This window comes from Myxococcus sp. AM011, assembly GCF_013372595.1.
Taxonomy (GTDB): Bacteria; Myxococcota; Myxococcia; order Myxococcales; family Myxococcaceae; genus Myxococcus; species Myxococcus eversor.
This window is the reverse complement of sequence record NZ_JABXEM010000057.1, coordinates 1-12,365: the sequence shown is the minus strand read 5'-3', so window position 1 is coordinate 12,365 and position 12,365 is coordinate 1. Positions and strand designations below refer to the sequence as shown.

At 69.7% G+C, this 12,365-nt stretch carries 9 protein-coding genes; 7 read left to right on the top strand and 2 right to left on the bottom strand.

The window, feature by feature from the left end:
- Nucleotides 1–326 precede the first annotated feature (326 nt).
- On the top strand, nucleotides 327–1,604 hold the full coding sequence (locus HUW62_RS14545) for a hypothetical protein (RefSeq protein ID WP_240357015.1): 1,278 nt from the start codon (nucleotides 327–329) through the stop codon (nucleotides 1,602–1,604).
- A 12-nt stretch (nucleotides 1,605–1,616) separates the two neighbouring features.
- Here HUW62_RS14545 and HUW62_RS14540 read toward each other — a convergent pair whose 3' ends face one another.
- Together HUW62_RS14540 and HUW62_RS14535 are read right to left on the bottom strand one after the other, a co-directional pair.
- Nucleotides 1,617–2,213, bottom strand: a complete 597-nt coding sequence (locus HUW62_RS14540; protein WP_163869436.1) for a DUF2378 family protein — start codon at nucleotides 2,211–2,213, stop codon at nucleotides 1,617–1,619.
- Nucleotides 2,214–2,282: 69 nt separating this feature from the next.
- Nucleotides 2,283–3,752, bottom strand: a complete 1,470-nt coding sequence (locus tag HUW62_RS14535) for an ATP-binding protein (protein WP_163869437.1) — start codon at nucleotides 3,750–3,752, stop codon at nucleotides 2,283–2,285.
- 174 nt (nucleotides 3,753–3,926) lie between these two features.
- Between HUW62_RS14535 and HUW62_RS14530 the strand changes: the two genes are divergently transcribed.
- The 6 genes from HUW62_RS14530 to HUW62_RS14505 all read left to right on the top strand — a co-directional run bounded on the left by HUW62_RS14530 (nucleotide 3,927) and on the right by HUW62_RS14505 (nucleotide 11,939).
- Nucleotides 3,927–4,889 (top strand): PLP-dependent cysteine synthase family protein, encoded by a 963-nt coding sequence (locus tag HUW62_RS14530; RefSeq protein WP_163869438.1) that lies wholly within the window; start codon nucleotides 3,927–3,929, stop codon nucleotides 4,887–4,889.
- A gap of 144 nt (nucleotides 4,890–5,033) precedes the next feature.
- Entirely contained in the window at nucleotides 5,034–5,351 is a 318-nt protein-coding gene (locus tag HUW62_RS14525; RefSeq protein WP_368670412.1) for a hypothetical protein, read from the top strand.
- Nucleotides 5,352–5,458: 107 nt separating this feature from the next.
- Complete coding sequence (locus HUW62_RS14520) at nucleotides 5,459–6,688, top strand: TolC family protein (RefSeq protein ID WP_176434788.1); 1,230 nt, start codon at nucleotides 5,459–5,461, stop codon at nucleotides 6,686–6,688.
- The gene (locus tag HUW62_RS14515) at nucleotides 6,685–7,878 is read left to right on the top strand and encodes an efflux RND transporter periplasmic adaptor subunit (protein WP_176434787.1); all 1,194 of its coding nucleotides are present in this window, start codon (nucleotides 6,685–6,687) and stop codon (nucleotides 7,876–7,878) included. Before HUW62_RS14520 ends, HUW62_RS14515 begins: the two co-directional genes overlap by 4 nt.
- Nucleotides 7,868–11,002, top strand: coding sequence for an efflux RND transporter permease subunit (locus HUW62_RS14510; protein WP_163869442.1), 3,135 nt, complete (start codon nucleotides 7,868–7,870; stop codon nucleotides 11,000–11,002). Before HUW62_RS14515 ends, HUW62_RS14510 begins: the two co-directional genes overlap by 11 nt.
- A 109-nt stretch (nucleotides 11,003–11,111) precedes the next feature.
- Nucleotides 11,112–11,939 carry an N-acetylmuramoyl-L-alanine amidase gene (locus HUW62_RS14505; protein ID WP_176434786.1) on the top strand — a complete coding sequence of 276 codons (828 nt, stop codon included), beginning with the start codon at nucleotides 11,112–11,114 and terminating at the stop codon, nucleotides 11,937–11,939.
- Nucleotides 11,940–12,365 lie beyond the last annotated feature (426 nt).

The following is a 12,365-nucleotide window of genomic DNA, read 5'->3' as shown; positions in this document are numbered from 1 at the left end:
AGGAGGTACGACCGGAGCCCTCCCAAACCAGCGCGTCTTCGGAAAACGAGCCCAAGTAGCGCGGAGAGGGCAGCGCACGGAGTCGCGGAAAGGAGGCATTCTCGCGGGGAGCGGCAAGCCCGAGTGCGGCGAAGCGGGTCGGCCCTGACAACGGAACATCTGTCATCGCGACCGACAACGTCAGCTCACGCATGCATGGCCCCCCGAAGAAGCAGGTCCACGATACCCATGTCGCGGAATACGTCTCTCCCTCCACGGGGGTAGAAACCGGCCCGAACGGGGCTCCGCCCTCCCAGACCGGGCGACTGCACCGTTAAGCTGGGGACATGCGTACGCCCTTCCTCCCGTGGCTCGTCGTCGCGGCCTTGAGTCTCGGAGCCGCTCCTCCAGAGAAGGCCGAGGCGGAACCCCTCACCACGCGCATCCAACGCGCCTCCGAGTACGCCCGGTCTGGAAATGACGTAGAGGCCCAGAAGGAACTCGCACTGGCGCTCAAGGAAGCCCCCAAGGATGCGAGCGCCCTCTTCGTCCAGACGTGCGTGTTCCTGGAACAAGGCGCGCTACCCAAGGCGGAGCAATCCCTGAAGCGGCTTCGCGCGGTCGCCGCGAAGGACCCGGAGGTCGTCATCCTCGCGTCCCTGGTGGACCAGCGCCGCCGCCAGCCGAAGCTCGATTGGCATGCCGCCTTCCTTCGCGCCTGGGCCCAGGCAGGGCGCCCCCACTTCGCCGAGAGCCGCCTCTTGCTGGAGCCGCCAACCTCGTCCAGCGATGGCAAGATTGAGGTCGAAGCCGCCTGGGAACGCATCGAAGCCGTGGATGTCCGCCTCATCCTCGCGCTCTCGGGAAACGTGCTCGGAGGCCCTGCCCTGGAGTGGCTCGCCACGCACCTCGACGACGTGAAGGACCCCATCCTCCTACGCGCCGCGTTCGAGCACTTCCTGACCGCCGGGCCACAACATCCCGAGGCGCTCGCGAAGGCACGCGCCACGCTCAAGCCACGCCTCCAAAAACTCGCCGCCGAGGCTCCCCAGGAAATGCAACTCCGGTTGCTCCTGCTCCTGGGAGACACCGACCCGAAAGCGCCCTTCACTCCGGAAGAACTCGCCGAACTGGAGCGCATCGCCGACCTCGCTGACTATCGGACCGCCTCGACTCTCTCGATGTACACCGAGGCCATGCGGCTCCTGACGCTGGCGAAGGTCTCCCGCCCCCAGGCCCGTGCCTTCTCCGCCTTCGTGGGAGAGCTGGCGCTCACCGGTCCCTACCGCCTCACCCAGCGAGCACTCGTCTTGGACACGCTCCCGGCCGCGGACCGTGAGCGACTGGGCCACGTGCTGTCCTCCATTGGCGAGCGCATCGTCGAAGAGACCACGCTCGTGGAGTATCTGGTGGGCCTGCGCATGGTGATTCAGGGCGTGGAAATGCTCAACGACCCGAAGCGACGGGAGAACGTCGGCGCGGCACAGCGCCATGCCTTCAAGCTCGCGCGCGTGACCCAGCCCCAGGACATGGACCTGTGGCCCCTCCCCTCACTCCAGCGAGCGTGGACCACCGCGTCGCTCGAGAACGAGCGGGAGCACCTGCGAGCCTTCCTCACGCCTTGAGCGAAGAGCGCTTCACGCCCCCGGCGCGGGAACGGCCTCACCCACCGGCGCCAGGGCCATCCGGCTCCAGACGATGCGGTACGTCGCCGCCGTGCCGTCGAAGGCGATGGGCTCCACCAACACGTGCCCTGCACCCGCGACGCGCAGCGACTCCGCCAGGAAGCCCGCGGAGAAGTACGGGTTGTCCGCCGCCACGTCCTTCATCCACAGCGTGGCGGAGCCCTCGGCGGACTCCTCCACCCGCACCTCGTTGAAGTTGTTGCCGGCCCTCACGTTGTAGGGCACCCGCTCCAGCGTCCTCATGGGCCCCAGCCGCGTGACGAGCGACAGGCTGGCCCGCCCCACCGGTGTCTGCCGGAACCCCTGCAGATAACGCGCGCCCAGCGCCAGCCAGGCGTCCTTCGCCGGCAGCGACGGGAAGATGTCCTGCACGGCCACCCGCAGGAACGCGCGCCACTGCTCCAGGGAGTAGGCCGGTCGCAACCGCTCCGACAAGTCCAGGCCCACCCCCTTCAGCCGCTGGCGCCCCTCCTTCGTCAGGTAGGGACCCAGGGCCCTCACGAAGAGGGCCTCGACGGACTGCGCGAAGATGAGCTTCTCGGGCGACATGACGGAAAGGTGGCAATGGCCCCCCGCAACGGCGAGCCATTCGGCATTTCAAACGTCAGCTGGTCATCATCATCCCCGGGGCAGCCGCACCGTGAAGGTCGTCCCACCGTACGCACTGGACTCCACCGTCACCTCGCCGCCATGGGCGAGCAGAATCTGTCGGGTGATGTACAGACCCAGCCCCAACCCCGAGGACGCCACCGCCTCGTTCTGCACGGCCCGCGAGCCTCGACGCCATGCGGCGAAGATGTGGGGCAGCTCCTCCGGAGGAATCGGCGGCCCGCCGTTGTGGACGCGCAACACCACTTCCCGCTCACCCGCATCGCCCCACATCCGCACAGGACTGTCCACAGGACTGTACTTCAGCGCATTCGCCAGCAGGTTGCTGAACGCCTGCTCCAGCCGGTCCAAATCCCACGCGCCGCGCCCATCCCCGAGCACCTCCAGCACCAGCATCCGGCCAGGGTGGCTGGCGCGCATCTCCTCCAGCGTGCGCCGCGCCACGTCGAAGACGTCGCAGTCCGAGGCCACCACCGGGACACCACCGCCCAGCCGCGAGCGAGCGAAGTCCAGTAGCTGGCGAATCATCCGGTCCATCCGGTCCGCGCTGGTGAGGATGCGCTCGGTGAGCGAGGACTGACGCTCGTCCAGGTTGCCCTTCCGCTTGAGCTGCTGCGCGGACATGGACATGGCGTTGAGCGGATTGCGCAGGTCATGCCCGAGCATCCCGATGAACTGCTCGCGGAACTCCTCTTCGCTGCGCTCCTCGGTGACGTCCCGCGAGGTCGCCATCAGCGCGGCCACCTTGCCGTCCCCGTCCAGCGTGGGGGACAGCGTGAAGTCGAAGTGCCGGGGCCCCTGGTCCGTCGACAGCGTGACGGCGCCGCGTTGGACTTGTCCGGTGCGCAGCGCCACTTCCATTAGCCGGATGAAGGGCGCGAGCGACGGGTCCTTCGCATCCCGCGCGCCCAGCGACTCACCCGAGACGAGGGCCTCGTGGCTGCCGCGCGCCGCGTACGCCGCCTGGTTGGCGAACAGCAGACGTCCCGTCGCGTCAAACAGCGCGATGGGGTCCGCCGCGGACGCCATGGCCATGTCGAGCAAGCGTCGCTGACGCTCCACCTCTTGCGACAGCGCGTGGACCTCGCGCTCGGCGCGGCGCAGCCGCAGCAGGGCGTGGACCTGGGCGACCAGCTCCTCGGGGTCCACCGGGGCCACCAGGTAGCCATCCGCGCCGTGCTCCAGGCCATGAGCCCGGTCGCCCGGCCCCACCGCCTGTGCGGACAGATGCAGGACGAGCATGCCCCGGGTGCGGGGGGAGAGCTTCAGCCGGCGACAGACTTCCAGCCCGCTGATGTCCGGCAGTCGGACGTCCAGGATGGCCAGGTCGGTGTGCTCATCCGCGAGGGCCAGCGCCTCGCCACCGGAACCGGCTTCCACGACCTGGAAGCCCGCGAGCCCCAACACCCGGCTCGTGACATAGCGACTGGCGACATCGTCATTGACGTTGAGGATGACCGGAGAGGAGGAAGGACTCATGAAGTACGGGGCAGAGGTACTCCTTCGTACCCGCCGGCCCTCGGTCGCGCCACATCCATCGCCACCCACGGGCGCTTCCTTACAGGCCGGGCGGACGGCCCATGGAAGCCCCGTCCGTCGGGAAGACGCGCGGGACGCTAACGGCCGGAGGCGATTCGCGATAGGGAGGACCTCATGCGCCCTCCCTGTCGCCCGCTGCCCGCGGATGGCCGCTTTCTCCAGGCCATCGCTCCCACGCCTCTCGTTCCCGTCCGGCTGGACCCGGAGGGGCCCACCATCTGGTGCAAGCTGGAGTTCCTCAACCCCAGTGGCTCCACGAAGGACCGCATCGCGCGCTACATGTTGGAGAAGGCCTGGCGCATGGGCGAGCTGCAGCCCGGCGGCGAGGTGGTGGAGGCGTCCAGCGGCTCGACGAGCATCGCGCTCGCGCTGGCGAGCGCACAGATGGGCGTGCGCTTCACCGCGGTGATGCCCGAGGGAGTCACCGACGAGCGCGTGCTCACCATCCGCGCCTACGGCGGCGACGTGGTGCTGGTGCCGAGAGCGGAGGGCGTGCGTGGCGCCATCGCCAAGGCCGAGGAGATTGCCCGGGAGCGCAAGGCCTTCGCGCCCCGCCAGTTCGAGAACCCGGACAACGCCGAGGCGCACCGCGTGTGGACGGGGCAGGAAATCTTGTCCCAGATTCCGGGCGGCCTGGTGCACGGCGTGGTGAGCGGCGTGGGCACGGGCGGCACGGTGGTGGGGCTGTACCAGGCGTTCGCGGAAGCGGGCTGTCCGGTGACGGCCTTCATCGCGCGTCCCATCGCGGGGCTCGGCTGCGACATCGAATGTTGCAGCTTCAGTCCGCGCGTGCCCGGCGTCGTCGACGGCATGTCCAAGCTGTACCGCGACTCGGACATGCCGGGGCGCGTGGAGCTGGACGTGTCGGACGAGGAGGCCATGTGCACCGCGCGCGCCCTCATCCGCCGAGGCTTCCCCGTGGGTCCGTCCTCCGGCCTCAACTACGTGGCGGCCGTGGAGGCCGCGCGGCGACTGGGTCCCGGCTCGCAGGTGGTGACGGTGTTCCCGGACCGGATGGAGCGCTACTTCTCCACCGAGCTGATTCTGGGCCGGCCCGCGCCCGTGCGCGTCGCCTGACGCACACTCACGCAAAGGGCGCCGGTGTGACGACACTCCACCGGCCCTCGCGGACGAGCAGGCATGCTCCTCAACCGATGTCTGGTTCACGCTGAGCGTGCATCCACGTGCGCGGCGTCCGGGGCCATGCTAGAAGCCAGCTCCGTGCTCACACGCATCTGGCTGTGCCTCAGCCTGTTGCTGTTCGCCCCGACGGAGGGTGGCCTGTGGATGGCCATCGCCGACGCGACGGAGACCGTGTGCGCGCAGCGTTGCCCGGATGACGATGCGAGCGGTCAGTGCGCGCCGGACTGCGCGGACTGCACCTGCTGCGGCCATGTGCGCTCCATCGCCGCGCCCGTCTCCCCTCCCTCGCTGCTCCTGGAAGGACCCCGGCCGCGTCTCGTCCTTTGGGATGAGGCCGCGCCCGCCTCGGCGGACCTGGACGACATCCTCCACGTCCCCAAAGCCCTCCTCGCCTGAGGCTGCGTCCGTCTCTTCGCGCGAGCGATTCCAGGTGAGGTGCGTCCACGGCGGTACCGGGACACCTCGCGCCTGACGCTCGCTTCCCTTTCGCGAGGTCTTCTTCCGTGTTCAATCCTTCCGCGACGGTGGCCCTCGGGCTCACCGCCGCCCTGGTCTGGCCCTGCGCCAGCACCGCTTCACCTTCCGAGCTGTCCTTCCAACAAGCCCTGGCCCTGGCCCGCGAACGCGCTCCCGCGTTGCTGGACGCCGAGGGCCGCGTCGCCGAGGCACAAGGAGCCGTCGCCGGCGCCTCGCCCTGGCTGCGTGACAACCCCACCCTCAACGCCGAGATAGGCCCGCGCAGGCAGGAAGATGGCGCGCGCGGCCTCCAGCTCTCACTCGGGCTCGCGCAGCCCTTCGAGTTGGGAGGCAAGCAGGGCGCCCGAAGAGAGTCCGCGCGCGCGGGCCTCGCCCGGGAAGGCGCCGAGCAGCAGGACGCCGAGCGGCGGGTGCTCGGTGAAGTGGCCGCGTCGTTCCTGCGCGCGCTCTACGCCCGGGAGTTCTCCCGGCTGATGCGCGACACGGAGGAGGCCGCGAAGAACCTGGCCAGCTCCGCGAGCAAGCGCTTCGATGCGGGCGACGTGCCCGTGGTGGACGTCAACGTGGCGCGCGTGGCGCTGGCTCGGGCCCACGCGGCTGTCGTCGTGGCCGAAGGCGAGGAGGCCGCGTTGCTGAGCGAGCTGCGCGCCTGGCTCGGACTGTCCCTCCAGGAGCCGCTCGCGGTGAGCGGCGCGCTCCGGGAGCTCTCCTCCCTGCCGGTGGCCGCGCCCACCAATACCTCCGAGCGCGCGGATGTTCGCGCCCTGGAGTCGGCGCTCGCCCAGGCCGAGGCGGAGCTGCGACTGGGACGCGCGGAGGCACTGCCCGACTTGAGCGTGGGCGTGCGCTACGAGAAGGAGGTGAACGAGACAGCGTGGCTCGGCACCCTGAGTGTTCCGCTGCCCGTGTTCTCCCGGGGCCAGGAAGCGAAGGTGACGGGAGAGGCCCGCGTGAGAAGGCTGCGCACCCTGCTGGAGGCCGCGCGCCGCACGCGCGATGCCCAGGTGGAAGCCGCCCGCATCCGAGACATGCGGCGTCAGCAGGCGCTGGAGGTGCTGGAGAAAGAGGCCCTGCCGCTGCTGGACGAGAACGAGTCGCTCTCACGCAGGTCCTACGACGCCGGGGAGATGGACCTCGCGGGGTTGCTCCTCGTCCGCCGTGAAACGCTCGAGACGCGCGTGGCGCTGCTCGACAGTCACCTCCAGGCCGCGCTCGCCCGAGTGCAGCTCGCCGTCGAAACAGGAGTCCTGCCATGAAGCCCTCTCATCTGCTCCTGTCCGCCCTCGTCGCACTCTCCGCCTGCAAGTCCGACAAGCCGGAGCACGAAGACGAGCACGCGCACGAAGAAGGCGCCGAGCCCAAGGGACATGACGAAGGACACGACGAGTCCCACGTCCACATCGCGCCGGAGATGCTGCGCGACTTGCGAGTCACCACCGCGCCCGCGTCGGCGAGGCCCGGTGGAGAGAGCGTCACCGCGCTGGGTGAGCTGATGTTCAGCGAGGACGCCTACGCGGAGGTGGCGTCTCCCATCTCCGCCCGGGTGGGCACCGTCTTCGTCACCACCGGCCAGGAGGTGAAGGAGGGCGAGAAGCTGGCGGAGCTGCGCAGCCCCGAGCTGGGCAAGGCCCGCGCCGCGCTCCAGTCCGCGAAGGCCCGCGCCACCGCCGCCAGGCAGACGGCCGAGCGCAAGCGCGCGCTCGCCGCCGAGCGAATCGTCGCGCAGAAGGACGTGCAGACCGCGGAAGTCGAAGCCGCGGGCGCGGAGGCGGAGGTCGCCGCGGCCCGAGCGGAGCTGGCGGCCCTGGGCGCGAGCGAGGACGACTTGCGTCAGGGCGCGGGCACGCCGGGCTTCATCTTGCGCTCGCCCATCTCCGGCACCGTCATCGAGCGCGACGCGAGGATGGGACAGATGGCGGACGCGGAGCATCCGCTCTTCCGCATCGGCGATTTGGGCTCGCTGTGGCTCATCGTCCACGCCTTCGAGCGCGACGCGGTGCGCATCCAGAAGGACGCCGAGGCGCGCGTCACCTTCGCCGCCTTCCCGGGCAAGGAATTGACGGCGCGGGTGGGCCACGTGGGGCAGCGCGTGGATGCGTCCTCGCGCACCATCCCCGTGAGGCTGGTGCTGGAGAATCGCGAGGGCCTGCTCAAGCCGGGCATGTCCGCCACCGCGTCCATTCCGCTCGGCAGCCCGGATGGCACCATCACCACCGTGCCCACCGCCTCGCTCCAGCGACTGGAGAACGGCTGGGTGGCCTTCCTGCCCACCGGAGAGCGCGGCTCCTTCGAGCGGCGCGAGGTGGGACGCGGCCGCACGCTGGGAGACCACGTGGAGGTGCTCTCCGGCCTGAAGGTCGGCGAGCAGGTGGTGGTGGACGGCGCCTTCCTCCTCAAGGCGGAAGTCGAGAAGTCCGCCGGCGGAGGTGAAGACCATGGCCACTGAGCCCACGTCTTCCCTGGTGGGGCGCATCCTGCGCACGTCCTTCGCGCGGCCTGGCCTCACCGTGGTGCTGGCCCTGGCGCTGTCCGCCTTCGGCGCGGTGGCGCTCCACGGGCTTCGCCGCGACGTCTTCCCGGACCTGTCCGCCCCCATCTTCAACGTCATCGTCCAGAACGCCGCCATGGGCGCGGAGGAGCTGGAGACGGCGGTGGCCATTCCCATGGAAGTCGCCCTGGCGGGCCTGCCCGACGTGCGCCGCATCCGCTCCACGTCGCAGCTGGGCGTCACGCAAGTCACGGTGGAGTTCGAGCCGGACGCGGACTACTTCCGCAGCCGTCAGTACGTCGCCGAGCGCGTGGCCCAGGCACAGGGCGAGCTGCCGCCCGGCACGGACGCGCCCCTCGTCTCCAGCCTCACCGGCCGGCTCAATGAAGTCTTCGAGTTCACCCTGGAGGCGGAGCCCGGCGCGGCGGACCTCATGGCGCTGCGGGACTTGGCCGAGTTCGAGGTGAAGAACCGGCTGCTCGCCGTGCCCGGTGTCGCGGGCGTGGAGCGGCTGGGCGGCTACCTGCGGCAGTTCCAGGTGCTGTTGGACCCGGACCAGATGGTGGCGCGCGGCATCAGCCTCAACGAGGTGGAGCACGCGCTGGAGGGCGCCAACCTCAACGCGTCCGGCGGCTTCGTGGTGCAGGGCCCCATGGAGTGGACGGTGCGAGCGATTGGCCGTGCACAGACGGTGGAGGACCTGAACAGCACGGTGGTGGCGTTGCGAGCGGGCACGCCCGTGTTGCTCGCGGACGTGGCCGACGTGCGCGAAGGCCCCGCGCTGCGCCGGGGAATCGCGCACCGCCTCAAGGGCGAGGTGGTGAGCTGCCGCGTCATCAAGCAGTTCGGCGCGGACACGCAGCGGGTGGCCGCGGGCGTGCGCGAGGCCATCAAGGAGCTGGAGCAGTCGATGCCCAAGGGCGTGCAGTTGCGCGTCGTCTATGACCAGTCGGTGCTGGTGGACGAGGCGCTGGGGGGCGTCAGCCGGGCCATCCTGCTGGGCGCGCTGCTGGTGGTGCTGGTGCTGTTCGCGCTCTTGGGAGACTGGCGCGCCGCGCTCATCGTCACCCTCACCCTGCCCTTGTCACTGGCGCTGGCGGGCATCCTCCTGAAGCTCGCCGGCATCGGCATCAACACCATGACGCTGGGCGGGCTCGCCATCGCCGTGGGCCTGCTGGTGGACGCGGCCATCATCGTCACCGAGAACATCATCCATGACCTGCGCGAGGGCGCGGGCCGCAAGTCCGTGCGCGACGAGGCGCTGGCCGCGTCGCTGGAGGTGGGGCGTCCCATCGCCTTCGCCACCCTCATCGTCGTGTCCGTGTTCATCCCGCTGTTCGCCATGACGGGAATCGAGGGGCGCATGTACCAGCCCCTCGCCGCCGCCGTGGTGGCGTGTCTGGCCGCATCACTGGCGCTGGCGCTCACGCTGGTGCCCGTGGCCTCGTCGCTCCTGCTCAAGGCCCCGCGTCCGGGACAGCCCGAGGACGTGTGGCTCATCCGCAAGCTCAAGTCGGCCTACGCGCCGATGTTGGACACGTGCATGCGCAGGGCGGGCCTCGTGCGGCTGGTGGCGCTCGCCATCACCGTGCCGGCGCTGGGTCTCGCCTTCGCGGTGGGCAGCGACTTCATGCCCCGACTGGACGAGGGCGCCTTCCTCCTGCAGACGGTGCTGCCCCCCGAGGCGTCACTGGAGGAGGTGGACCGCCTCAACCACCTGGTGGAGGACGTGCTGCTCGGCTTCCCGGAGGTGGAAGACGTCGTGCGGCGCACCGGCCGCGCCGAGCGCACGGAGGACCCGATGCCTCACACCGTCTCGGACGTCCTCGTCGTGCTCAAGAAGGACAGGGGCAGGAGCCTGGAGAAGCTGGAGGCGGACCTGCGCGTCGCCGTGGCGCGAGTGCCCGGCGTCACCACGCTCTTCACCACGCCGCTGGGCATGCGCATCGACGAGGGCCTGGGCGGCAGTCCCGCGGACCTGTCCGTGCGCATCTTCGGGCCGGAGCTGGAGACGCTCGCCGCGTTGGGAGAACGCGCGCGCGCCATCCTCGCGAAGGTGGACGGCGTGGAGGACCTGCGCGTGGAGAAGCTCAGCGGCCTGCCGCAGCTTCGAATCACCGTGAATCGCGCCGCGGTGGCGCGGGTGGGACTGACGCCCGGCGACGTCATCCGCGCGGTGAGCGTGGGGCTGGTGGGCGAGGAGTCCTCGCAGGTGTGGAAGGGCCAGCGGCGGCACGACCTGGTGCTTCGGCTGGCGGACCACAAGCGGGGAGACCTCCAGGCGCTGCGCAACCTCCTGGTGGACGGACATGACGGCACGCGAATCCCCCTGAGTCAGCTCGCGACCATCGAGGAGACCTTCGGCGCGGGCAGCGTGCGCCGCGAGGCAGGAAGCCGTCGACTCGCGGTGGAGGCCAGCGTTTCCGGCCGGGACCTGGGCAGCACCGCCGCGGAGGTGCGCGAGCGATTGGCCGCCGAGCTGAAGCTGCCCACCGGGTACTTCCTCGACGTGGGCGGGCGCGTGGAGAGTCAGCAGCGCGCCGCGCAGTCGCTGGCCATGGCCATCGCCGTCGCCATCCTCGCGGTGTTCATCCTGCTGTACCTGGCGCTGGATTCGGTGGCGGAGGCGCTCGTGATTCTCGCCACACTGCCAGATGCCTTTGTCGGCGGAATCCTCGCGCTGCTCATCGCCGGAGAGACGTGGAATGTCTCCAGCCTCGTGGGGCTCATCGGCCTGTTCGGCATCGCCGTGCAGAACGGGCTGGTGCTGGTCTCACAGACCAAGGATTTGCTCGCGCGTGGGATGCCTTTCGACGCGGCCATTCGTCAGGCAAGCCTAGGTCGCGTCCGACCCAAGTTGATGACCGCCGCCACGGCCATCCTCGGCCTGCTGCCGCTGCTCGTGCTGCCCCTGCACGGGACGGAAATCGAGCGGCCCCTCGCCGTCGTCATGGTCGGCGGGCTGGTGACCTCCACGCTGTTCACCCTGCTGGTGCTCCCCACCTTCTACGCATTCGTTCATGGAGTGAGAGAGCGGCTCCGCCACCGTGCGGCCGCGCGCAGGTCGACGACTGTGACCTGAGTGTTACCTGAGAGACAGGGAAGGTGTTCCAGGCTTTGGATCGGCAACTTTCAGCCTGGAACACCGACAATCCCGTGATTTTCCCCTATTCCACAAGTCGGGGCCTCTCATGAGCGTGCGCCTTCCCTCCTCCACCGCGACCCGTACCACCACCAACAAGGCGGCGGCCGCGACGCCTGCCGTCACCGCGCCTCCGGCGGGACTTCGTAAGGGCGACACGGGCCCCAAGGTGAAGCAGCTCCAGGACGCGCTGGTGAAGCTGGGCTATCTGACGAAGGCGCAGGTGGCCACGGGCCCTGGGACCTTCGGCGCGCAGACCGAAGCGGCGGTGAAGAAGTTCCAGGGTGACAAGAAGCTTCCCACCACGGGCTACTACGGTGAGCAGACGCAGGCGGCGCTGAAGAAGGCGCTGGGGGGCACGCCCACGACTCCGACGACTCCCACGACGCCGGGCGCCAAGCCGCCGGTCATCAGCGCGCCTTCGCCCAACTCCGACAGCCGCAACGGCGCGGACATCGACACCATCGTCCTGCACCACACCGCGTCCAACGACGGCAAGGCCGACCTGTCGTGGATGCGCAACCCGGACAGCAAAGTGTCCGCGCACTACATGGTGGACCGCGACGGAAAGATTTATCAGCTCGTCGGTGACGACAAGCGCGCGTGGCACGCGGGCAAGAGCGAGCTGCACGGCGTCCCCACGGACGTCAACGCGCGCTCCATCGGCATCGAAATCGTCAACGACGGCAGCGGCAAGACGGCCTTCACGGAGGCGCAGTACAAGGCGCTCACCCAGCTGACGAGCCACCTGAAGGAGAAGTACGACGTGCCGATGAAGAACATCGTCGGCCACGCGGACGTGGCGGTGCCCAAGGGCCGCAAGAACGACCCGGCGCCGAACTTCGACTGGACGCGGCTGCGCAAGGGCATCTCCTGAGCGTCAGACGCTGAAGCAAATGTGGTGAAGCGCGGGTCGAGGGTCCTTCGGGACGCTCCCCGCGCTTCGTGTTTCAGGGGGCAAGTGGAGTGCGCCGGTGAACAGCCAGGCACCACTCCAGCCATCACAGTGTGATGACTCCGGTTACACCGGCGCTCGAGCCCAGCTCGCGCCTTGACCTCGCGCACGTCGTCAATCCGCGGAGTTGTCTTTTGGGTCGACATGGCCTGGGCCTTGCTGAACAGCGCAGCGATTCCTGGCGCTGTCACAGCGCGCCACTTCGAGGTCCTTCATGCGTTCCTTCCTCTGTGTCCTCGCGAGCCTCGTCACGCTCGCCGCCTGTGCTTCCGAGCCCAAGAGGCTCGCTCCCGCCGTGGACCCGTCGAGCCCCGATGCGCCCGAGTCCCCGCCCGCCTCCCTGCCCAC